Below are 22,538 nucleotides of genomic sequence, written 5' to 3'. Positions count from 1 at the left end.
ATGGCATCGAAATTTTTACCAGGTATGAAAAACGTGCTGGAGGTATTGAACCAGATGTGGGATGCGTTTGCGGCCGGGCCGTATAACGCGCTGCCGCTGACTGGTGGGAAATTGACCGGGCTAGTGGAGAGTACTAGCACGATTATCGCCATCCGCGGTGCGATTGGCGTAAATGCCGGTGGCGTGTCCGGTATGTGGTTTCGGGTAGCGAAACTCAATGCGCTGGGCTCCCCCTCGCAGGCGTCGGTACGAGTGCTTGGCACGGCGTCGTACGATACTACGGGGGCGAGTAATGCGATGGAGACGGTCATTTCGCTCCGCTATGATAATGATGGGCAAATTCGCGGCCATTTTTATTCAATCGGCGCGCTGCCGACAAATACTGTGTCGGCGGTGCGCATTGGGCGGGATGGCTCGGTGTACATCAAAACGAATGATTTTTTTACCATTGAGCCATACATCGACTCGTCGATTGCTGTGCATCAAATCCCAGAGCAGGCAGTCCCTCCGGTCGACGCGTATGAGGCACCTGCCATTTTCGGCGTGAAATGTGGCGCCGAGTCGACCTTCACGGTGACGCCTGGCGCGATAGTGGCGCGCGCCACGCTCACGGCAGGTTCGGTCGGACCATTGGTGGACAACGCGCATACGCTGGGCTCGTCGGCGCTGGCGTATAGCACTGTCTACGCCCGGACGGGCACCATCAACACCTCCGACGTCCGCCTGAAATGCTATTTCCGCGATCTCACCTCGACCGAAATCGCCGCTGCCCGTGACATTGCCCGCGCCATCGGCATCTACCGCTGGCGCGATGCTGTGGAAAGCAAGGGGGAGGATGCGCGCGAACACATCGGCCCCACCGTGCAGCGCGCCATCGAGATCATGCAGGCGCACGGCCTGGACCCGTTCAATTACGGATTCATTTGCTACGACGAATGGGAACAGCAAACCGTCGAGCATCCGGCCATCGAGGCGCGGCCTGCCGTGTCTGCTGCCGAGGCGGTGCCTGCTGTGTTGAACACGTTCGGCCAGATCGTCGCGCATGCCATGCCTGCCAGCCCCGGTTTCCCGGCCGTCGAGGCGCGCGCTGCCTATACCGAGGTCACGCTGGAGGCTGGCGACCGCTACGCATTCCGCTACGACGAGCTGGCCATGTTTATTGCGGCCGGCCAGGAGGCTCGGCTGGCGGCGCTTGAGGCGGCCCAGTAATGCGCGCCCTACACACCGGCATCGACCTGGCCGGCAGCGCCTTCCGCATGTACGTCGGCGGCAATGCCATCGTGACCTGGTACGTGGCCATGACCGACGACCGCTCGCTGATGCACCTGGTGGCATCGACACGGGACGGCGCCGTGCTGATCTGGCTGCTGATGGCCGTCGGCGCGGCCGCGCTGCTCGACGCGGTCGTCAACGACGTGCTGCCCGACCGTTTCCACTGGCGGGTGGGGCGCCGTCAGCGTCACTACATATTGGCGGCGCTCGCGTTCTGCTACATCGCCCAGCTCTACGTCGAGTTTTTCAACCTGCGCAGCGGCGGCCTGTTGGCCTACTACCTGTGGAATGCCGCCACGATCATGCTCATCGCGTTCATCGACGCCCACCAACGCAACCAGGACGCCCAATGCTCGACAGTCTGCAACTGAAAAAAATCTGCTGGGCCTGGCTGGCCTCATTCTGGAGCGCCAGCGCATGGGCGGCGCAGGCCACGTTCGGCAGCGACCTGTCGACCATCCCGCCGGCGGCTGTGGCTGTGGCGGTCGTGCTGTCGCTGATCGGCGGTGCCTCGGCCACGCTGCGCAAAATCGCCAGTCCGGCCATCACCATCAAATCGGTACCGCTGGAGGTGACGAGTGATCTGCTGCTGTCGATGCTGGCCGGCCTGGTCACATATTTCCTGTGCGCCTGGCAGGAAGTGCCGATCCTGCTGCAGGCGGCGCTGATCCCGCTGGCCGGCTTCGGCGGCGCGCGTGTGCTCGAAGCGTACCTGTCCGGCGCGCTGGCCAAACTGAATAGCCGTCTCGGCGGCCCACCACCACCTGAAGGTACGCCATGAACTTAACCAAGAATTTCACCCTGGGCGAACTGGTCGCCTCGCAGGTGGCCACCCGCAAGGGCATCGACAACGCGCCAGCGCCTGATGTCCTCGTCAACCTCACGCGCCTGGCTGCGTTGCTCGAGCAGGTGCGTCAGCTGGTGGGCGCGCCCATCACCATTTCCAGCGGCTACCGCTCGCCGGCGCTCAATAAAGCGGTCGGCGGCGCGGGTAGTAGCGCGCACCTGACCGGCCTGGCCGCCGACATCAGCACCGCCAAGCTGGCGCCCAAGGCGCTGGCCATGCTGATCCGGCAAAGCGGCATCGTGTTCGATCAGCTGATCTACGAGGGAACGTGGGTGCACATCGCGCTGTCGGCAGGCGCACCGCGGCGTCAGGTGCTGACAGCCAAGTTCGCCGGCGGCGCTGTTAGCTACGTGGCGGGTATTGTATGAGCGCGCTCTCGCGGATCCTGCGGAGCGTGCAGGGCGACGGGCTCATGTTCGAGTGCCCCGGTTGCGGTGTGCCGCACCGGGTTTGGGTTGGCATCGGCGCCGGCCCACGATGGGCATGGAACGGCGACGCCGAGAGGCCGACGTTCTCGCCGTCGCTCCTGGTGCGCGGCACGCAGCCACTTGCTGACGAGGCGCATGCGGCATGGATGCGTGGCGAGGCATCGCTGCCTGAGCCGGTGCCGTTCGTGTGTCATTCGTTCGTGGTCGATGGCCGCATCCAGTTCCTGGGTGACTGCACGCATGAGCTGGCCGGCCAGACGGTCGACATTCCCGATTGGGATACGGGCTTGCTGGGGGATGGGGCGTGAGCGCCGTCACGGCGTTGGCGGGCGCCGCCGTCAGCGGCATCTGGAAGGCGGCGGCCGTCGCATTGGCCGCCGCGCTGCTGATGGTGGCCAGCGCCACCGGTACCGGCTGGTGGCTGGCTGTAGACGACCGCGATACGGCGCGCGCGGCGCTGGCGGTGGAGCAGGGCGCCAGCGCTACCCTGCGCGCATCGATCGGGGAGCAGAACGTCGCTATCGATGGCATGGCCAAGGCCACGATGGCAGCGCAGGAGCGCGGCGCTGCGGCGCAGGCGGTGGCTGCTGCATCGAGCCGGAAATACAGTGCGGCATTGGCGCAGATCGCTGGCGCGCGCGCCGCCACCTGCGACGAGGCTATGCCTGCCGTCAGGCTGCTGCTGGAGGGCGTCCGATGATGGGGCAGTTGTCAAGAAATGCTTTACAACTCGCAGCGGTCGCACTGCTGGCCGGATGCGCCAGCACGCCACCAGCGCCGCAACTGGTCGAAATTCCCGTATTTACACCATGTGTAAAGATGGCAATTCAGGCGCCTGCATACGAATTCGACAAACTGGGGTCGGCAGCAACGGATGGTGAGATCGTCCTGGCGCTGGCGCGAGACTGGCCGCGTGGTCGGAAATATGAGGGTGAGTTGGAGGCGGTTATTGCGGGTTGCCGGTAGCGCGGCGTCAAGTTCACTTGGTCATATTCGGGAGCCCTCTCGTTAGCATGTATAGTGGATATACTCATGAGCGTGATTGCACATTCCCTTTTCTGGAATCTAATTCGCACCTCCCCAAAATATCCCCACTGCGCTCCAAAGGCCGCATTATTACTGGCATTCGACTTCCGGCTCCGGGCACCAGCGCGTATGCAACTCTCCGAGATAGTATTCACTATTTTTAAAGCCTTCACCAGTTCCGCAAAACTGGCTTTGTTCCGCAAAAAGCCACCTGCGCCTATTTTGTCGGCTTCACTAGCTTGCCTCGACGATGCCGGACATACTGCGCTGTCATTGTCGCAGTCGAGTGCCCCAGCTGGGCCTGGGCCGCATCAATTCCTCTCTCCTCTTCTGTATCCGTCCCTGCCTTGGCCCGCAAATCTCGAAACTGGAAGTTGCGTATTTCCGCTTCGATCTTGGGATTGTCCACCGCCGCCTTTGCACGAGCGCTTTCGAACGCATATCGCAGCATGAAGGTTGTCATTTTTTGCCCGCCCTCGTTGTTGATTAGCGCCACGCCCATTGCACAGCGCTTGTCAAAGCGCAAGGCCACCGTGTCGCTGACGGGCACGTTGAAGGCGCCTTCCAGGTTCTTCATGCCGTCCTTGCCGAAGCCGCCGCTGAGGTAGCCTTCCGTCTTGAAGACGGGCTTGGCGGAATCAAACTTGATCACGCCGGCCGGCGAGTTGCGGCCGAACAAGGTGCCTTGCGGGCCGCGCAGCACCTCGACTTGATCCACGTCAAACACGGGAAAGCCTTTCAGCATGGCGTTTTCCTGCACCACGTCATCCATCACCAGGCCCACGGGTTGCGAGGCGTTCAAGTCGAAGTCGGTATTGCCCAGGCCACGGATGTAAAAGCGCGGGAAGGTGCGGCCGTAGTCCGATTCAACCGAGACGCTGGGCGAACGGCTGTTGAGGAAGCGGATGTCGGCGCCGCCGGCCGTCAATGTGTCGAGCTTGTCGCCTTTTAAGGTGGCGATCGAGATGGGCACGTCCTTGATGTTTTCGGCGCGACGCTGCGCCGTGACGATCACCGTTTCCAGCTGACCCGGACCGGCCTGTGCCGCCGGGGCGGCAGGCAGGTCGGCGGCGGTAGCCGGAACGCCGTCCTACGTCGGTGCCTGTGCCTGCGCCATCGCCTGCAAGGGGAAGGCGGCAGTAATTGCCAGGGCGACCAGGGTGCGGCGTACTGTGCGGGCATGCGGTGTCATCATGAAACGGCTCCTAACGCTCGGGGTGGTGGGGCGCTGTTGGCAGGTGCTGGCCAGCCAGACGAAAAGTCATGCTAGCACGGAAAGTATTGCTATTCACGCCATTGTCCAGGCGCGACGATTCATATCAAATTCGACTCAATAGGCCAATAAAATCGTATTTGTCGTCCATATCAGGCGGGTGCATAGTGGGGTGCCGGCAGGCTTGTGCCAGCGCAAATACGGCCAGATGAAGAAGGGATCTTCCCTGCGGCAGTGCAAAAAAGAATTATCAATTTTGCAGCGTTGATTGGGCTGCGGGGCAGGCAATTTTGCATGCGGCCCAACATTTTTTTCGTGGTGGTGGTGGTGTTGCAACGCTACATTGCCGGTCGCGCCGCCGCCTGCCTGGTGCGGGAGGCATCAGGCACGCGCGCGCGGCGCTGGCCTGGCTTGCACCGCCGTTCCCGTCAGATGGGGAATGCCCCGGCGCCAGACACATTCAGGCAGGCAACCTTGTCGCTGGAAAAATACTTGATTTGTCCCAGGCCGATGGCATAGCAGCCGTCGTTGATTGGCGTGATGGGGCCGGTGAGCTTTTCGCCGCTGACCAAGGTCACGACCCAGGGCGTGGTGGCCGGTTTGCCCGCGTGGGCCAGTGCGTGTTGTACCAGGTCAGTCATGCTGCCTCCGTATAGTGTGGGTGGACAGATAATAGCAGCGCGCAGGCGTTTTACGCAGCTTCACGCATCTTCACGCATCGGCCAGCAGATTCTTGGGCAGCGCCACTGACGTGAGCTTCCAGCCCCAGACGCCGTCGCGCGTCAGGGTCAGCTCGCCGATGTGGCTCTTGCTGTGGGCGCGCTGGACGACGACGCTGTTCCAGGAGGTGTAGCGCAGGGTGTAGTCGGGCTTGGCATTGCGCTTGCGGCCGCTGATATCGCTGACCTTGGTGACCGGGTTTTCGTAGCGGTCGTTGAGTTTCATCAAGGCGATGATGCCTTCCGGCATCAGCATGGTGTCGAGCAGAGGATCGATGACGTCCGGGCTGATGCCGTCGCCCACTTCCGGTGCCGAAAACAGCGCGTGCAATTGCTGTCCCAGGCTGCCGCGCAGCTGGGGTACGTCGACATGCGTAGCGAGCGCATGCGTATCTTGCTCCAGGGTTGCCGTGCGGATCCGGTTCATGGTGAAATACGGGCTGCCATAGAAGATGCCGGCCAGTGCGGCCAGTGCTACTAGAGCTAGAAGCAACATTTTTTTCATCATGCAGTCTCTCGGATGCCTGGCGACCCGGTGCGCCTGAAGTGTTGGTATTCTACATAATATTTCTAGAAATCAATATAGCGTTTTAGGTAATTATTGTCCTGAGTCAATATTTCAATAGCTCGGGTGGCAGGACGATGTCCGCCAGTTGCCAATCCCAGATGCCATGGCGGCGCAGCAGGAACTGGGTGGCGGCAGGGCCGGCGCCCTTGCGCCGCAGCACTACTTCATTCCAGGAGCGGTAAGCCATGCCGAAATCGTGGCGCCGGCCATCGGCGCCGTGCTTGCCGTGCAAGATCAATACCGTGATGCCAGGCGGCGAGACGATGGTGTCGAGCATTTCCTTCAGTTCGTCCGCATTGCTTGTTTCGCCGGCCGCCTGCAACTGGCGTGCCACGCTGGCGCGCACTGCCGGCAGGTCGGCCTGCTGCGCAAGGTTTTCCAGGCGCACCGATTTGGCCGCGATGCTGATGCGGTACATGGCGATGTAGGGGCTGACCCAGGTAATGCCGATGGCGGCGACGCTAAAAATCACGGCGACGGCGTATTTTCTTTTCATGGTCTGTGTAGTGTGATGATATGTTGGATGATCTTTGCCGCCGTGATTTTACCCGGCCAGGATGGGCAGATGGTGTAGCATTCGTGCCGGCGCGGGCCATCGCGCCGCAATATTGAGGACAACCATGAATATCACTATCAATCAGGTGCTGCAGTCGTATATCGACCCGCTCACCGCCAGCGAGTACGCCGCGCTTGAACGCAGCCTGCTGGCCGAGGGCTGCCGCGACGCGCTGGTGCTGTGGAACGACGTGCTGATCGACGGGCATAACCGCTACGCCATCTGCCGCCAGCACGGCATCGACTTCAAGACCATCCAGAACACCAGCTTTACCTCGCTCGACGACGTCATGCTGTGGATGATCGATAATCACCTGGCGCGGCGCAGCGTGTCGGACTTCCAGCGCGGCGTGCTGGCCCTGCGCAAGAAGGAAATCGTCGCCGCGCGCAGCCCGGCGCCCGTCAACGCGCTTGACGCGCCCGACGGCGAGCATGCGCCCAAGCCCCCCATGAGCACGCGCGAAGAAGTGGCCAAGGCGGCGCGGCTGAGCAGCAACCAGATCAGCCAGATCGAAAAGATCCAGAAGGCGGCCTCGCCGGAACTGGTGGAAGCGGTCCGTTCGGGCATGATTTCCATCAATGCGGCGGCTACCGTGGCGTCCTTGCCGCAGGACGAGCAGGTGGCAGCCGTCGCTGGCGGCAAGAAGCTGTTGCGCCAGGCGGCCAAGGAAATCCGCGAACAGCGCGCCGCCACGCGCACGCCGCGCGAGCCGAAGATCCACGTGTCGCAAGATACGCCGGAGACGGGCAACGAGCCGTGGGCCGAGAACGCGGCGCAGGCGCCGTCCGAAATGGAGCGCCTGCGCGGCGAGATCGCCAGTTTGACGCAGCGCAATGTGCAGCTGCAGGCAGAAAATGTGGAACTGAACCAGCGTATTTCGGCTTTAATCGACGCATCCTGATTGTTTGACCTGATTCTGGAGTAGTGCATGCTGCACAGCCGTACCCTGTTTGCCGCCATCGCTTGCGGCGCCGTTGCCGTGTCTCCCGTGCTGGCCGCTCCCGCCGCCGCTGCCACTGCTGTCACCGAGATGGCACGCTGGCAGGCGCAGGCTGCCAATGTCAGCATCGCGCGCGATACCTGGGGCGTGCCCCATGTGACGGGCAAGAGCGACGCGGATGCGGTCTTTGGCCTGATGTATGCACAGGCCGAGGATGACTTCCCGCGCGTGGAACGCAATTACATCAACGCCATGGGGCGCCTGGCGGAAGTGGAGGGCGAGCAGGAGCTATACCGCGACCTGCGCATGAAGCTCTTCATCCATCCGCAAGAGCTGCAGGCGCAGTACCGCGCCAGCCCGCCCTGGCTGCGCAAGTTGATGGATGCGTTTGCCGATGGCCTCAATTTTTACCTGGCCACGCATCCGCAGGTGAAACCGCGCCTGATCACGCATTTCGAGCCGTGGATGGCCTTGAGTTTCAGTGAAGGCAGCATCGGCGGCGATATCGAATCGATCAACCTGGCGCAGCTCGAAGCGTTTTATGGCCAGCAGGGCGGGTCCGCTGCCGTGGCGCTGGCCAGCGTGGAAACCGGGATGGAGCCTGAGCCGAGCGGCTCGAACGGCTTCGCCATCGCGCCCGCCATCACCAAAAACGGCCATGCGCTCCTGATGATCAATCCGCACACCTCGTTTTATTTCCGTCCCGAAGTGCAGATGGCCAGCGGTGAAGGCCTGAATGCGTATGGCGCCGTCACCTGGGGCCAGTTCTTTGTCTACCAGGGTTTCAACGAGCGACTCGGCTGGATGCACACCTCGGGTGGCGGCGATGTCATCGACGAATACCTGGAAAGCATCGTCGACAAGGACGGCGCCTGGTTCTACCGCTATGACGGCGCCTTGAAACCATTGAAAACCGTGCCAATCACTTTGCCGTACAAGCTGGCCGGTGGCGGCATGGGCACGAAAACCATCACGGTCTACTACAGCCACCATGGACCCATCGTGCGGGCGCTGGATGGAAAATGGATAGCCGTGCGCCTGATGCACTCGCCCTTGAAGGCGCTCATGCAATCGTACACGCGCACCAAGGCGCGCGATTATGCTGCGTTTTATCAAACGATGGAACTGCGCACGAATTCGTCGAACAACACTGTGTACGCGGATGCGGACGGCAATATCGCCTATTTCCACGGCAATTTCATCCCCGTGCGCGACCCGCGCTTCAACTGGAAGCAGCCCGTCGATGGCAGCGATCCGGCTACCGAATGGCAGGGCTTGCACACGGTGGCGCAAACTATCACCCTGTTCAACCCGAAAAACGGCTGGATACAGAACACGAATAACTGGCCGTATTCGGCGGCCGGCAGCAACAGCCCGCGCCAGCAGGACTATCCCGCCTACATGTCCGTGTACGGCGAAAACGCGCGCGGCCTGCATGCGCTCAAGGTCTTCCAGAACAAGACGGGTTTTACCCTCGACAGCCTGATCGCCGCTTCCTACGACAGCGAACTGACGGCGTTCGAGTCCTTGCTGCCGCCCTTGTTCGCCGCCTGGGATGCGCTGCCGGAGCATGCTGCGCAAAAGCTGGCGCTGGCCGACAAGATCGCGCTGCTGCGGGCCTGGGACTGGCGTTATTCGCTCACGTCCACGGCCACGTCACTGGCCGTGTTCTGGGGCCAGGAACTGGCCGAACTGGTGGGCAAACAGGCGCGCGAGCAGGGCGTGCCCGTGGTCGATTTCATGGCAACGGACAAGGTCAGCGCGGCGCAGCGCCTCGCCTCTTTGACCAGCGCTGCGGATACACTGCAGCGCGATTTCGGCCACTGGCAAACGCCGTGGGGCGACATCAACCGCTTCCAGCGCCTGACGGGCGACGTGCTGCAGCCGTTTGACGATGCGCAAGCCAGCTTGCCCGTGCCTTACGCCTCGGGCAACTGGGGCGCTCTGGCCGCGTTTGGGCAAAGCAGCAAGAACACGAATGGAAAAAACCGGCGCATTTATGGGGAAAGGGGCAACAGTTTTGTGGCAGCCGTGGAATTTGGCCCGCGCATCAAGGCGAAAAGCATCCTTGCCGGTGGCCAGAGCGGCGACCCGACCTCGCCACACTTCAATGACCAGGCGGCCATGTATGCGCGCGGCGAGTTCAGGGACGTGCTGTTTTATCCTGAAGACGTGGCACAGCACCTGGAGCGCAGGTACCGGCCTGGGGAACACGCTACAGTGCAGCGTATTCCGGCCACGGATTGAGCTGAATCGCGCTACCGTTCAGTATCAAATCGCGTCGAGCGCCGTGCGCAAGTCGTGGCGCAAGTCTTCCAGGTCTTCGATGCCCACCGACAGGCGGATCAAGCCGTCGCCGATGCCCAGCCTGGCCCGCTGTTCTGGCGGGATGCTGGCATGCGTCATCAGGGCGGGGTGCTCGATCAGGCTTTCCACGCCGCCCAGGCTTTCGGCCAGGGCGAAGATGTCGCAGCGCTCCAGGAAACGCCGCGCGCCCGCCAGGTCGGAATCGAGGTCGATCGAGATGATGCCGCCGAAGCCGTCCATCTGGCGCTGCGCCAACGCATGCTGCGGGTGCGAAGCCAGCCCCGGATAAAACACTTTTTTCACCTCCTTTTGCTGTTCCAGCCATTGCGCCAGCGCCAGGGCGCTCTGGCAGTGGCGCTGCATGCGGATGGCCAGCGTCTTGACGCCGCGCAAGGCCAGGAAACTGTCGAATGGCCCGGCAATCGCCCCCACCGAGTTTTGCAAGAAGCCCAGCTGCTCGCGCCATTCCGCCTGGCGCTCTTGCGCGCCGACGATGGCGATGCCGCCGATGATGTCCGAGTGGCCGTTCAGATACTTGGTGGTCGAATGCACCACGATGTCGAAGCCGTGTTCCAGCGGGCGCTGCACCAGCGGGCTGGCGAAGGTATTGTCGGCCACGGCGATGATGCCCCGTGCGCGGCAGATGTCGGCAATGGCCCGCAAGTCGGCCAGTTTCAGCATCGGATTGGTCGGCGTCTCGACCCACACCATCTTCGTTTCGGGGCGCAGCGCGGCCAGCAGGTTTTGCGGATTCGTCAGGTCTACGTAGGTAAAGTCATGTCCGGCCGAGCGGCGGCGCACGCGTTCAAACAAGCGGTAGGTGCCGCCGTACATGTCATCGCCGGCGACGATATGGCTGCCCGCGTCGAGCAATTCCAGCACCGAGGAAATGGCCGCCAGGCCAGAAGCAAAGGCAAACCCGGCGCTGCCGCCTTCCAGATCGGCCACGCAGCGCTCCAGCGCCCAGCGCGTGGGATTGTGCGAGCGGCCATAGTCCAGCCCCTTGTGCACGCCGGGGCTTTCCTGGACGAAGGTGGAGGTGGCGTAAATGGGCGGCATGATGGCGCCCGTCGAGGGGTCGGGCGACTGGCCGGCGTGGATGACGCGCGTGGCGAGATGGCTCTTGCGGGTGGTGTCCTGGCTCAAGATAGTGTCCTGCGTAAGTGGTTGAGAAGGTCGAAGCGGGTGATCAGGCCATAGAAGGCGTCAGCGTCGGCGACGACAGCCGTCAAGCCCCGGTCCAGGGTGGCGCGCAGGGCGGGCAGACCTGCCGATGGCGCCAGCGTTTCGATCTGCGTGGTCATGGTGGCGCCCACCAGCGTAGCGAAATGCGCCGCATCGCTTGAGACGTGCAGCAGCAAGTCCGATTCGTCGATGATGCCGACCAGTTGACCTGCGGCGATGACGGGTAGTTGCGCCAGGTCGCTGGCACGCATGCGGTTGAAGGCCGTCAGCAGGGTGTCGCCCGGGGCTACGCTGACGACGTCGCCCTCGTCGTAGCGGCGCCCGATCAGGTCGCGCAAGTCACCCGACAGGACGCGCTGCAGCAAGCCCTGGTCGCGCATCCAGCCATCGTTGTAGACTTTTGACAGGTAGCGCGTGCCCGTATCGCAGACGAACGTGACGACGCGCTTGGGCGTGCTCTGTTCGCGGCAGTATTTGAGGGCGGCGGCCAGCAGGGTGCCGGTGGACGAGCCACCGAGGATGCCTTCGGCGCGCAAGAGGGCGCGCGCGCTGTCGAAGCTTTCCTGGTCGCTGATGGTGTAGGCCTTGGCCACGCTGTCCATGTCGGCAATCGACGGGATGAAATCTTCGCCGATGCCTTCCACGGCCCACGAGCCGCTCGTGTCACTTACTTTGCCCGTGTCGATGTATTCGGTGAGGATGGAGCCTTGCGGGTCGGCCAGGACGAATTCCAGCTTCGGCTGCGCCTTGCGGAAGTAGCGCGTGAGGCCCGTCAGGGTGCCCGACGAGCCCACGCCGACGACGATGGCGTCCACGTCGTGGCCGCTTTGCTCCCAGATTTCCGGCCCCGTGGTGGTTTCGTGGGCCAGCGGATTGGCGGGATTGTTGAACTGGTCGGCAAAGAAGGCGCCCGGCAGTTCGCGCGCCAGGCGCGCCGCGTAATCCTGGTAATACTCGGGGTGGCCCTTGCTCACGTCCGAGCGCGTGGTATGCACTTCGGCGCCCAGGGCTTTGAGATGCAGCACTTTTTCCGTCGACATCTTGTCGGGCACGACGAGGATCACCCGGTAACCCTTGATGCGGCCCACCAGCGCCAGGCCGATACCCGTGTTGCCGGCCGTCGCCTCGATGATGGTGCCGCCCGGCTGCAAACGGCCATCGGCTTCGGCCGCTTCGATGATGGACAGGCCGATGCGGTCCTTGATGGAGCCGCCCGGATTTTGCGATTCCAGTTTCAGGAACAGCTGGCACAGGCCCGTGTCGAGCCTGGTCACTTCGACCAGTGGGGTATGGCCGATCAGCTGGTATAGCGCTGGCGGCCGGGAGGGGGGTGAGGATGGCATGCGGTCATTCATGGTGGCTCCTGTCAGCGAAACAGCCGCTCCGGATTGTGTCCCGAGAAGCTTTCCGTGCAAAAGGCCGCAGTGTAGGCTGGCGGACCTGGCCTGCGAACGAATGTTTTAATGCTTGCATAGTCGGCTTTCGCATATGGACAGCGGCTTTCTCCATGCCAGTATGCGCCGTTTTTTCGCCGCTTGCCGCGCTGTCGGCGCGTGGATTAAGCTGCCGCAAGTTACCATTGCGATTTATAATCACGCCTTCGAGAGGTGCTAATAACGCCTAACAAAACCGTAGCGAGTGGATGTGAGGCTCGGCGCCCCCGTTGGCCTGAGAAGCGCAGCTGTGCGAATGCACAGTGAGCATCGTAGGCCGCAAATCGCGACGCGCAGTAGGTTTGGTTAGGTGTTCGAAATAGTATTGAAATTTACTCAGATAGGGCAGGCGGCAGTGGCAAAACTTTATTTCCGGTATTCCGCGATGAACGCGGGCAAGTCGACGGCCTTGTTGCAGGTCGCGCATAACTATGAAGAGCAGGGGCAGAAGGTGCGCCTGTACACGGCCGCCATCGACAGCCGCTATGGCGTGGGCCGGGTCACTTCGCGCCTGGGGCCGCAGCGCCAGGTCGATATTTTCGATGCCGAGACGAATTTTCTGGCCGATATTCCCCAGGTAGCGTGCCTGCTGGTTGACGAAGCGCAATTTCTCAGCACGGCACAGGTACAACAATTGCACCAACTGGCGCAAGTGAAGGGCGTACCCGTCATCTGCTACGGCTTGCGCACCGATTTCAAGGGCGAACCGTTCCCCGGCTCGGCCTATCTGCTGGCGCTGGCCGACGATATCGAGGAATTGAAAAATATCTGTACTTGCGGCAAGAAAGCCACGATGAACATCCGCGTGGACGAGCAGGGCCGCCGCATCAAGCAAGGCGAGCAGATCAGTATTGGCGGCAATGAAAGCTATCGCCAGGCGTGCGGGCGCTGTTTCTACTCCTGATCGATGCCAGGAAGTTACTTCACCTAGTTACTCCAGCTAGTTACGCCACCTGCTTACTCCATCTGCTTACTCCACCGCCGGCGCGCCGACGTCGGCATCGTCGGACAAGGCCAGGTCGCCCCGTTCGTAGGCGGCCAGGATGTCATGCGCGCGCGCCGCATCTTTTTCGCGCACCAGCACGCGCGCGCCGCCAATGGCGGGCGCCAGCAGCAAGTTCGCCTGCATGTGCTGGTCGTCCGTGAGGATGACGTCGATGCCGGCCGCTTCCAAACAGCCGCGGATCACATGCGCATCCGTGGGTATCATCAGCCGGGCTATCAAAACGTAGTCGTTGTGCATGGTGTCTCCTGGCGCGGTCGCTGGCGTGGTCGATGTCGCTCCATCTTAGCACCCGGCTGGCGCTTACAGCTTGAACACGCCCACCACCTGCTGCAACTCCTGCGCTTGCTCCTGCAGGGCGTCGGCGGCCGCTGCCGCTTCTTCCACCAGGGCCGCGTTCTGCTGGGTCACCTGGTCCATCTGCGCGATGGCCTGGTTGACTTGCTCGATGCCGCTGCGCTGTTCTTCGCTCGCCTGCGCGATCTCGGCCATGATGGCGCTCACTTGCTGCACGCTGGCTACCACGGTGTCCATGGTGGCGCTGGCCTGGTGCACTTGCGCATGGCCCAGGTCGACCGTGTTGGCCGAGGTCTGGATCAAGTCCTTGATGTCTTTCGCCGCCGCCGCCGAGCGTTGCGCCAGGGTGCGCACCTCGGTGGCGACGACGGCAAAGCCGCGTCCCTGTTCACCGGCGCGCGCCGCTTCCACGGCCGCGTTCAAGGCCAGGATGTTGGTCTGGAAGGCGATGGCGTCAATCACGCCGATGATGTCGGCGATCTTGCCGGACGCGCTGCGGATGGCTTGCATGGTGCTGTTCACCTGCGCCACGGCGGCGCCGCCTTCGGCTGCCAGGCTGGACGATTCACGCGCCAAACGGCTCGCTTGTTGAGCGTGATCAACGTTCTGGCGCACGGTGGAGCTGAGTTCTTCCATCGAGGCAGCCGTCTCTTCCAGTGAACTGGCTTGCTGTTCCGTGCGGCTCGACAAATCCAGGTTGCCGCCGGCAATCTCTCCCGACGCCGTGGCGATCTGCCCGGCGCTGCCGCGCACCTTGCTGACCACTTGCGACAGATTGTCGCTGGTGCGGTTCATGGCGCGCAGCAAACGGCCGATCTCGTCGCCGCTGGTCGTATCGAGGTGTACCGTCAGGTCGCCTTCTGCCATCTGCGCGGCAGCCGCTTCTGCCTGTGCCAGCGGACGCGCCACCAGCACGCGCACCAGCCAGTACAGCAGCAGCGCAAAGACGAGCACGGCGATGAAGCCGGACAGGGCCAGTTGGTTGCGCAACTGGCGGGCTTCCAGCGTGATCTCGTCGCTGAAGGTGCCGCCCGCGATGACCCAGTGCCAGGGCGCGAAGGCACGGTAGCTCAGCTGCTTTTCGCGCGCGCTGGCGCTGCTCTCGCCCGGCGCCGTCCAGGTATAGCGCAGGGCGCCATTCTTTTGCGCCAGCATTTCCTGGATGAATAAACGCCCGTCGCTGGCCTTGAAGTCGAGCGCGCTCTTGCCTTCGCTGCTGGGGTGCAGCACCAGCTGGCCGTAATTGGCTCCGGGCGCCGTGTCGACGATGAAGATGTAGCCCGTCTGGCCGATCTTGACCTGGCGTATCTTGTCTTTCAGCATGGCCAGATTCTGGCTGATGTCCAGGCCAATGAACAGCACGCCCACCACCTTGCCAGCGGCGTCGCGCACGGGGTCGTATTGCGTGATGTATTGCTTGCCAAACAAAGTTGCCATGCCAATGAAACGCTGGCCCGCACGCAGCGGCGCATAGCTGGGGTGATTATGGTCGAGCTGGGTGCCGATGGCGCGCGTGCCATCCTGCTTCTTCAGCGAGGTGCTGACGCGCACGAATTGCTCGCCGTCGACGGCGAAAATGGTGGCGATTGCGCCGGTCTGGGCTGTATAGCGGTCGACCAGGGCCGTATCGAGGTTGAGAACCTTGTCGCCATTGCGCAGCGCTGGCGTGGCCTTGCCGGCCACGGCCACCATATTGTCCGTGTCGAGAGCGAACGGAGCGGCAAATTCGGCCGCAAACAGGCGCGCGAAGCTGGCCGCTTCATGGACCATGGCGGTATGGAACACTTCGGTGGTTGTCATGACGCTGTTCAGTTCGCTGGCTACGGCCGCTTCGGCCCGCTGTTCCAGCACCCTGGAGGTGCTGATACTGATCAATGCCGTCAGGCTGGCCAGGATCAGGCTGACAAGGGCAAAGGTGAAGACGGTAATCTTGCCGCCGACACTCCAGTGGCGGGGATGAAGGGAAATTTTTTGCATGGCAATAGTCAAATCAAGTCTGGGTTGGCGGCGCAGCGCACACACGCCGTGCGCGTTGCCGCTGGATAGGTAGAGGCAGGCAATGTGAAGAAGGGCAATCTGCGGAAGCTGGTACGTCTGGAAAGGGGCAAGACTGGGCTGTGGCGGTGTCAACAGCCCGTGAAACAGGCCGCGATAATAGCATGGCACTTGTGTTTTGTTACTAAGTGTTTCCCGTAAGTATCATTACTTTGCATAAAAACGTCACTTGGATCAAGCAATGCAAAGATGGCGCGTTGCCTTTTTTGACTTGCAACTGCGTTGATCGTGTGGCGCGCTGCGCATGCACACGGATGTTTCAGTTTGTAATGAATGAAACGCCGGCCTTAATCCGCGTTTAAGCTTCCGGGAAGAAACTGATATTCCATGGGAGACTGGTAGTGCGTATCCTGTAGAATAATATGCAGACCAGTCGTGTATTCCCCCTTACTGTCTTGCTGGCGACGCATGCGAATCTGCGCCGCCTGGAATTGATTCAATTAATTTTCGGAGAAGCCGATGAAGAAGCAAATGATGCTGGTCACCCTGGTGCTTGCCCTGTCAGCCCAGGCTGGCGCAGCCCAGACGGACAAGAGCGCCACTCCTCCGCCCCCCATGAAGCCGCTGGCCCAGCAAACGCAGGCCGCCCTGTGGGCGTCGCGCGTGTTGACGCGCGTCCATTACAAGGCCACGCCGCTCGATGACGCCATGTCGGAAAAGATTTTCGACCGCTATTTCAAGTCGCTCGACGCGGAAAAACTGTTTTTCGTGCAAGCCGATATCGACCGTTTCGCGCCGCTGCGCACCAAGCTCGACGACGCCATCATCAATGAAGACCTGACAGCGCCGTTCGCTATCTACAATCTGTACCAGCAGCGTTTTGACGAGCGCATGGCGTATGCGCGTGAATTGCTGAAAACCAAGTTCGACTTCACCGCCGATGAAAGCTACCAGCTCGACCGCGAAAAGGCCGCCTGGCCGAAGAACGACGAGGAAGTGCGCGACCTGTGGCGCAAGCGCGTCAAGAATGACTGGCTGCGCCTGAAACTGGCGGGCAAGGAAGACAAGGCCATCCGCGACACGCTGGACAAGCGCTATGAAAGCTACACGGCCCGTTCGCGCAAGCTCAACAGTGAAGACGTGTTCCAGATCTTCATGAATGCGTATGCCATGTCGATCGAGCCGCACACCAATTACCTGGGCCCGCGCGCCTCGGAAAATTTTGACATCGCCATGCGTTTGTCGCTCGAAGGCATCGGCGCCGTGCTGCAGACACGCGACGAATACACGGTGGTGCGCGAAGTCGTGCCGGGCAGCCCGGCCGGCCTGTCGGGCAAGCTGAAGGTGGGCGACCGCATCGTCGGCGTGGGGCAGGGCGAAAGCGGCCCCATCACCGAAGTGCTGGGCATGCGCATCGACGACGTGGTGCAATTGATCCGTGGCGCCAAGGATTCCGTGGTGCGTCTGGACATCCTGCCGGCCGATGCCGGCCCGGACGCCAAGCACTTGCTCTTGCCCCTGGTGCGCAAGAAAATCAGCATGGACGAGCAGGCAGCGAAGAAATCGATCATTGAAGTGCGCGAGAACAATGTCAAGCGCCGCATCGGCGTCATTTCCCTGCCGACTTTCTACCAGGACTTCGCGGCGCGCCAGCGTGGCGACAAGGACTATAAAAGCGCCACGCGCGACGTTACCCGCCTGCTGGGCGAGTTGAAGAAAGACAAGGTTGACAACGTCCTCATCGACTTGCGCAACAACGGCGGCGGTTCGCTGATCGAAGCCGTCGAACTGACGGGCTTGTTCATCGACAAGGGCCCCGTGGTGATGCAGCGCAATGCCGAAGGCAAGGTCGAGGTGGAAAGCGATACCAACGCCGGCCTGGCCTGGGATGGCCCGATGGGCGTGCTGATCAACCGCGGTTCCGCTTCCGCCTCCGAGATTTTCGCCGCCGCGATCCAGGATTACGGCCGTGGCCTTGTCGTCGGTGAAGGCAGCTTCGGCAAGGGCACGGTGCAGACCTTGTTCAGCCTCGACCGTTTCGGCGGCAGCGAGAAAGCCCGTTTCGGCGAGCTGAAAATGACCATCGCGCAGTTCTTCCGCATCAATGGCGGCACCACGCAATTGCGCGGCGTCACGCCCGACATCAAGCTGCCAGCCATGTCGGATACGGAAAACTTCGGCGAATCGAGCTACGACAATGCCTTGCCGTGGGTGGCCATCAAGCCGGCGCCCTACATGCCGACGGGTGACCTGAAAGATATCGTGCCGCTGCTGGACAAGAAGCACGAAGCGCGCGTGGCCAAGGACAAGGATTTCCAGTACTTGCAAGATGACATCGCCCTCGTCCTCAAGCAGCGCAAGGAAAACCAGATTTCGCTCAATGAAAGCGTGCGCCGCAAGGAGCGCGATAGCCAGGAAGCGCGCGCCAAGGCCCGTGAAAAACGCTTGATCGCGCAAATTTCGAATCCTGCCGACGACCTGGTGGTGATTCCTGATCCGAAAGACGTGCTGAAAGGCGCGAAAGCGGCCAGCAAGACGGCCAGGCAGATCGCCGCCGTGAAGGGCGCCTTGCGTACCGACGACGGCTTGCAGGGCGACGAGCGTGCCCTTAGCGCCGAACTCGACGCCGAGACGGCCGCGAAAAGCGCCAAGGACGTGCTGCTGAACGAAACGGCGCGCATCCTGGCCGACGAAGTGGCGCTGATCAAGGCCGATACGCGTTTGGCAGCCAAGGTGTTGCCGTATGGCGCAGGTGTCGACGTCAAGGCGACGCCGGTGGCGGCAACCAAGTAAGGCGGTTCACTTGCTCAAAAGCCGGTTCCTTGCGGAGCCGGTTTTTTTTCGTGCAAGGCAAAGACAGTTATATGTACTGCGTATTTCTATCATTCCAACAATCAATTGGCATGATATGCCGCGATGCAGCATAATTCACTTGTCTCCTCTATTCTCCTCCAAGAAAATAGATTCAGCCCGCTCTCGTAGCGGGCTTTTTTTTGCCTCAAATTTCATGCGGCGGCAATTGCACATCGGCCTGCGCGGCGGACAGGGCCGTGACCCAGGCGGTAAACACTTGCAGCTTGGGCGTGGCCAGACCAGGCGCCGCACGGCCTGAAGCGCTAGCTGGCGCCACGTTATCACTGGTGGATATTTCTATCATCATCAATATAAAGTGGCGTGATATGCCGCGATGCCGCATCATGCACTTGTCTCCTCTATCTCCTCCAAGGAAATAGATTCAGCCCGCTCCTGCAGCGGGCTTTTTTTTGCCTGTTAAATTAAATCACCACCAGATCGAGTGCGCGCATGAAGTTCGCCGCTTGCGCGTGCGTGATGACGGCACCCTTCAGCAGGGACGCTTCGCTCAATTTGAAACCGTCGATGTCGGCGCCGCGCAGGTCGGCACCCTGGAACTTCGCCAGTTTGATGGTGGCATTGCGCAAGCTGCCCCCTTCGAAGACGGCGTCGCGGAAATCGCAGCCTGCCAGGTAGGCGTCGGAAAAATCGAGCTGTTTCAAGATTGCCTTGCGGAAGGAAAAGCCCCGCAAATCGGCGCCCACCAGCAGGCTGTCTTCGAAAGTGAGGCCCAGGTGGGCCACTTCCTCGAACGCGGCGCCCGTCAGCTTGCAGCCGCGGTAGGTGGCCGAGGCCAGCTTGGCGCGCCGCCATTTCGTGTTGTTCAGGTCGCAGCCTTCGAAGCTGGCGTCGACGGCGTCCACCGATTCGAAATCGGCGCTGCCGGCGCGGCAGCGGCGCCAGGTGCTGCGCGCCAACTTGCTGGCGAAAAGAATCGTTTCGGCAAAGGTGCAGCGTTCGAACGTGCAGCCCTGCAAATCGAGGCGCGACAGGTCTTCGCCGTCAAACGCGCAATCCGTAAAGTGGCGCACCGATAGCGCCAGTTGCTGTTCCATCCCGGCGCGGTCCAGGGTCATGCCAGTTGCTACAGTGTCGTGTGTTTCCATCCGTCTATTTCCTAAAGTGAAGCAGGGGAGGGATGGCGCGGCGCAAAGGCAGGCACGAACCAGACCACCTCCCCGGCTGGTGTAACAGCCAAAGGTCAGCGCCGTGGGTCCGCGCGGGCGGGAGCATGCTGGACGGTGCCAGGCACTTACCGGGTTACCAACCGGTGCGCTCATTTTCGATCAGGCTGTATTGTAGCGCGTCCGAATTGCCCTTGCCAGCGCCGCCGCCGCCGGGTTAGTATCGTTGCAGGCGCCTTGCGCCAACGTCGCTCGGACGGATCCGGGCGCTTACGTAGAGAGATACCATGACCGACAGCCAAGTTCCGCGCAGTTTTTCGCGCATCAATCGCCTTCCTCCCTACGTTTTCAATATCACCGCCGAACTCAAGATGGCCGCGCGCCGCCGTGGCGAAGATATCATCGACATGTCGATGGGCAATCCCGATGGCGCCACCCCGGCCCACATCGTGGACAAATTGATCGACACGGTGAAACGCCCCGACACGCACGGCTATTCCACCTCGAAGGGCATTCCCCGCTTGCGCCGCGCGATTGCCCACTGGTACAAGAAGCGCTACGACGTCGAGATCGATCCGGACAGCGAAGCCATCGTCACCATCGGCTCGAAGGAAGGCCTGGCGCATTTGATGCTGGCCACCCTGGACCGGGGCGACACGGTGCTGGTGCCCAATCCCAGCTACCCCATCCACATCTGGGGTGCGGTGATCGCGGGCGCCGATATCCGCTCCGTGCGCATGGGCCCGGGCGTGGATTTCTTTGCCGAACTGGAGCGGGCGATACGCGAAAGCTATCCGAAACCGAAGATGATGGTGCTGGGCTTCCCCTCGAACCCGACGGCGCAATGCGTGGAACTGGAGTTTTTCGAGCGCGTCGTTGCCTTGGCGAAACAGCACAACATCCTGGTGGTGCATGACCTGGCCTACGCCGACATTACCTTCGATGGCTGGAAGGCGCCGTCCATCATGCAGGTTCCCGGCGCGCGCGACGTGGCAGTCGAGTTTTTTACCATGTCGAAAAGCTACAACATGGCGGGCTGGCGCATCGGCTTCATGGTGGGTAACGCGGAACTGGTATCGGCCCTGGCGCGCATCAAGAGCTACCATGACTATGGCAGCTTTACGCCCGTGCAAGTGGCCGCCATTGCCGCGCTGGAAGGCGATCAAAGCTGCGTGACGGAAATCTGCGCCCAGTACCAGCGCCGCCGCGACGTGCTGGTGAAAGGCTTGCATGAAGCGGGCTGGATGGTGGAAAAACCGAAGGCGTCGATGTATATCTGGGCGCATATCCCCGAGGCCTACCGTCATCTGGGTTCGCTGGAGTTCGCCAAGCTGCTGCTGGAAAAAGCCAAGGTGAGCGTCTCGCCCGGCATCGGTTTCGGCGAATATGGTGATGAATACGTGCGCTTCGCCCTGATCGAAAACGAGGCGCGCGTGCGCCAGGCCTTGCGCGGCATCAAGAATATGTTGCGCTCTGGCGGCGGCAAGACGGAAACAATAGTGTAAAAGTTGCCGCGTGGAATGATCTCTTGCCCGTAATATCACTGCTGCTTATTTCTGACATCATGAATATAAAGTGGCCTTATATGCTGCGACGCGGCATCATGGTCTTGTCTCCTCTATCTCCTCCAAGGAAATAGATTCAGCCCGCTCCCGCAGCGGGCTTTTTTTTGCCTGAAAATCCGCAGCTGTTTGCTTGTTCAAGTTCGCCAACCTGGATATGGCCTGGAAAAAAAGTGCCCCGCTGAGTTGGGGTACAGGTGTTATGGATTGTCTGACATGTATTTCATGGACGCTGAATGCAATGCATGTTTCAATGCGCGGCTATCCACCTATGAAAGTCAGGCATGACACAGGGAAATCTCAGCGAGGCGCATCAGAAAGTCCCTGAAGCGGACACGTTTTTCATCAATAGCGACGCAAAGTCCAATAACGCGTTCAGCTTTCACAATGAATGGTTGGTAAAGGGTGTTGCGGTGACCAGTGGCGGCCCCGAGTTCCTGGAAAAGATTAAACGTCCCAAGCGTGGCGATACCCTTTTATTATGGGTAAATAAGGTGGGAATTGTTGCTGCGGGTACGGTTCTCGACGACGCGCCGGTGGTGGTGTTTCGAGGCGGCGCAGTGATCAGCCCAAACGAACCAGAGGAGTATCATCGCATGGTGCGCTGGTATGCGGATCTGCGCAGCACGCCTGTTTCGGCTGCCGAAGTCGTCGTATTTCACGGCACCAATCCTCGACAGGCGTTTGGGGCCTTAAACAAGGGGAAAGAATCTATCCTGGGCCTGATTGCCAGCAGGGTGGAGCAGAATGATATCGATGATTTGATGGCGAGAGGGAAGGGGCGATCAACGCAGATAGAGATACTTTGCCAGGCGCGGCGCGGGCAAGGCAGGTATCGCGACGAATTGCTTGCCTTGTGGGACAGGAAATGCGCCGTAACCGGCTGCGATCTTGAGTCTGTCCTGCGTGCTTCGCATGCCTTGTCCTGGCAAGGGGCCACTGACCAGCAGCGGCTTGATCCCCACAATGGTTTGCCGTTGATAGCGACGCTCGATGCCTTGTTTGATCGAGGTCTGATCAGTTTTGATGATGATGGCGCCATGCTGTGTGCCCCATCGGTGCTGGTGCGGCATCGTGAACTCATCGGTGGTACGCGTCAACTATCTTGGCCGGTCGGCGTCAATTATCTTGGCCGGTGAAGCGAGTTGTTGTTAATCCTTCTGAGTTGTCGCCTTGCCGCTGGCCGGCGCCTGCGCCGACTTCGCGGCAC

General features: G+C 61.4%; 22 protein-coding genes and 1 pseudogene. 13 read left to right on the top strand and 10 right to left on the bottom strand.

Annotation, left to right across the window (positions count from 1 at the left end; all coding sequences use genetic code 11):
• The 7 genes from ACQ4W6_RS19515 to ACQ4W6_RS19485 are packed head-to-tail and all read left to right on the top strand — an operon-like array spanning position 1 to position 3,513.
• Positions 1–1,209, top strand: coding sequence for a tail fiber domain-containing protein (locus tag ACQ4W6_RS19515; protein ID WP_436568834.1), 1,209 nt, complete (start codon positions 1–3; stop codon positions 1,207–1,209).
• Positions 1,209–1,643: a hypothetical protein gene (locus ACQ4W6_RS19510; protein WP_436568833.1), complete on the top strand. Its 435-nt coding sequence runs from the start codon at positions 1,209–1,211 to the stop codon at positions 1,641–1,643. The genes ACQ4W6_RS19515 and ACQ4W6_RS19510 overlap by 1 nt, the downstream gene beginning before the upstream one ends.
• Entirely contained in the window at positions 1,622–2,053 is a 432-nt protein-coding gene (locus tag ACQ4W6_RS19505) for a phage holin family protein (protein ID WP_436568832.1), read from the top strand. The genes ACQ4W6_RS19510 and ACQ4W6_RS19505 overlap by 22 nt, the downstream gene beginning before the upstream one ends.
• On the top strand, positions 2,050–2,487 hold the full coding sequence (locus ACQ4W6_RS19500) for a D-Ala-D-Ala carboxypeptidase family metallohydrolase (RefSeq protein WP_436568831.1): 438 nt from the start codon (positions 2,050–2,052) through the stop codon (positions 2,485–2,487). The genes ACQ4W6_RS19505 and ACQ4W6_RS19500 overlap by 4 nt, the downstream gene beginning before the upstream one ends.
• 44 nt (positions 2,488–2,531) lie before the next feature.
• Positions 2,532–2,855 carry a ubiquitination-like system serine protease family protein gene (locus ACQ4W6_RS19495; protein ID WP_436568830.1) on the top strand — a complete coding sequence of 108 codons (324 nt, stop codon included), beginning with the start codon at positions 2,532–2,534 and terminating at the stop codon, positions 2,853–2,855.
• The gene (locus ACQ4W6_RS19490) at positions 2,852–3,247 is read left to right on the top strand and encodes a hypothetical protein (RefSeq protein ID WP_436568829.1); all 396 of its coding nucleotides are present in this window, start codon (positions 2,852–2,854) and stop codon (positions 3,245–3,247) included. The genes ACQ4W6_RS19495 and ACQ4W6_RS19490 overlap by 4 nt, the downstream gene beginning before the upstream one ends.
• Positions 3,244–3,513 carry a hypothetical protein gene (locus ACQ4W6_RS19485; protein WP_436568828.1) on the top strand — a complete coding sequence of 90 codons (270 nt, stop codon included), beginning with the start codon at positions 3,244–3,246 and terminating at the stop codon, positions 3,511–3,513. The genes ACQ4W6_RS19490 and ACQ4W6_RS19485 overlap by 4 nt, the downstream gene beginning before the upstream one ends.
• A 580-nt stretch (positions 3,514–4,093) precedes the next feature.
• Here the strand turns inward: ACQ4W6_RS19485 and ACQ4W6_RS19480 are convergent.
• The 4 genes and pseudogenes from ACQ4W6_RS19480 to ACQ4W6_RS19465 form a co-directional block, all read right to left on the bottom strand.
• Positions 4,094–4,636, bottom strand: a pseudogene (locus ACQ4W6_RS19480) (TonB-dependent receptor plug domain-containing protein); the annotation flags it as partial.
• Positions 4,637–5,214: 578 nt separating this feature from the next.
• Entirely contained in the window at positions 5,215–5,427 is a 213-nt protein-coding gene (locus ACQ4W6_RS19475; protein WP_436568827.1) for a hypothetical protein, read from the bottom strand.
• A gap of 70 nt (positions 5,428–5,497) precedes the next feature.
• A complete protein-coding gene (locus ACQ4W6_RS19470) occupies positions 5,498–6,001 on the bottom strand; it encodes a DUF2939 domain-containing protein (RefSeq protein WP_436568826.1) in 504 nt (167 codons plus the stop codon).
• 115 nt (positions 6,002–6,116) lie between these two features.
• Positions 6,117–6,569, bottom strand: a complete 453-nt coding sequence (locus ACQ4W6_RS19465; protein WP_436568825.1) for a DUF2939 domain-containing protein — start codon at positions 6,567–6,569, stop codon at positions 6,117–6,119.
• 124 nt (positions 6,570–6,693) lie between these two features.
• Between ACQ4W6_RS19465 and ACQ4W6_RS19460 the strand changes: the two genes are divergently transcribed.
• On the top strand, positions 6,694–7,530 hold the full coding sequence (locus tag ACQ4W6_RS19460; RefSeq protein WP_436568824.1) for a hypothetical protein: 837 nt from the start codon (positions 6,694–6,696) through the stop codon (positions 7,528–7,530).
• Between the two features lie 27 nt (positions 7,531–7,557).
• Entirely contained in the window at positions 7,558–9,816 is a 2,259-nt protein-coding gene (locus ACQ4W6_RS19455) for a penicillin acylase family protein (protein WP_436568823.1), read from the top strand.
• A 24-nt stretch (positions 9,817–9,840) separates the two neighbouring features.
• On the opposite strand, the gene ACQ4W6_RS19450 is transcribed toward ACQ4W6_RS19455, so the two are convergent.
• Both ACQ4W6_RS19450 and ACQ4W6_RS19445 read right to left on the bottom strand, forming a co-directional pair.
• The gene (locus ACQ4W6_RS19450; protein WP_436568822.1) at positions 9,841–11,022 is read right to left on the bottom strand and encodes a trans-sulfuration enzyme family protein; all 1,182 of its coding nucleotides are present in this window, start codon (positions 11,020–11,022) and stop codon (positions 9,841–9,843) included.
• Complete coding sequence (locus ACQ4W6_RS19445) at positions 11,019–12,416, bottom strand: pyridoxal-phosphate dependent enzyme (protein ID WP_436568821.1); 1,398 nt, start codon at positions 12,414–12,416, stop codon at positions 11,019–11,021. The genes ACQ4W6_RS19450 and ACQ4W6_RS19445 overlap by 4 nt, the downstream gene beginning before the upstream one ends.
• Positions 12,417–12,849: 433 nt before the next feature.
• Here ACQ4W6_RS19445 and ACQ4W6_RS19440 point away from each other — a divergent pair, with 433 nt between their 5' ends.
• On the top strand, positions 12,850–13,398 hold the full coding sequence (locus tag ACQ4W6_RS19440) for a thymidine kinase (protein WP_436568820.1): 549 nt from the start codon (positions 12,850–12,852) through the stop codon (positions 13,396–13,398).
• A 66-nt stretch (positions 13,399–13,464) separates the two neighbouring features.
• Here ACQ4W6_RS19440 and ACQ4W6_RS19435 read toward each other — a convergent pair whose 3' ends face one another.
• Positions 13,465–13,737 carry a putative signal transducing protein gene (locus ACQ4W6_RS19435; protein WP_436568819.1) on the bottom strand — a complete coding sequence of 91 codons (273 nt, stop codon included), beginning with the start codon at positions 13,735–13,737 and terminating at the stop codon, positions 13,465–13,467.
• A gap of 63 nt (positions 13,738–13,800) precedes the next feature.
• Positions 13,801–15,771, bottom strand: coding sequence for a methyl-accepting chemotaxis protein (locus ACQ4W6_RS19430; protein ID WP_436568818.1), 1,971 nt, complete (start codon positions 15,769–15,771; stop codon positions 13,801–13,803).
• A gap of 537 nt (positions 15,772–16,308) precedes the next feature.
• Between ACQ4W6_RS19430 and ACQ4W6_RS19425 the strand changes: the two genes are divergently transcribed.
• Positions 16,309–18,582 (top strand): carboxy terminal-processing peptidase, encoded by a 2,274-nt coding sequence (locus ACQ4W6_RS19425; protein WP_436568817.1) that lies wholly within the window; start codon positions 16,309–16,311, stop codon positions 18,580–18,582.
• Between the two features lie 205 nt (positions 18,583–18,787).
• Here the strand turns inward: ACQ4W6_RS19425 and ACQ4W6_RS19420 are convergent, their stop codons facing one another.
• The gene (locus ACQ4W6_RS19420) at positions 18,788–18,949 is read right to left on the bottom strand and encodes a hypothetical protein (RefSeq protein ID WP_436568816.1); all 162 of its coding nucleotides are present in this window, start codon (positions 18,947–18,949) and stop codon (positions 18,788–18,790) included.
• A 115-nt stretch (positions 18,950–19,064) separates the two neighbouring features.
• Positions 19,065–19,748: a pentapeptide repeat-containing protein gene (locus ACQ4W6_RS19415; protein WP_436568815.1), complete on the bottom strand. Its 684-nt coding sequence runs from the start codon at positions 19,746–19,748 to the stop codon at positions 19,065–19,067.
• A 305-nt stretch (positions 19,749–20,053) separates the two neighbouring features.
• Here ACQ4W6_RS19415 and alaC point away from each other — a divergent pair, with 305 nt between their 5' ends.
• Entirely contained in the window at positions 20,054–21,271 is a 1,218-nt protein-coding gene (gene alaC, locus ACQ4W6_RS19410) for an alanine transaminase (RefSeq protein WP_436568814.1), read from the top strand.
• A gap of 341 nt (positions 21,272–21,612) precedes the next feature.
• Positions 21,613–22,467, top strand: a complete 855-nt coding sequence (locus ACQ4W6_RS19405) for an HNH endonuclease (RefSeq protein WP_436568813.1) — start codon at positions 21,613–21,615, stop codon at positions 22,465–22,467.
• Positions 22,468–22,538 lie beyond the last annotated feature (71 nt).

The sequence above is a fragment of the Janthinobacterium woesei genome, from assembly GCF_051380875.1.
Taxonomy (GTDB): Bacteria; Pseudomonadota; Gammaproteobacteria; order Burkholderiales; family Burkholderiaceae_D; genus Janthinobacterium.
The sequence above is the reverse complement of the archived record's forward strand: the minus strand, read 5'-3'. Positions and strand labels throughout refer to the sequence as shown.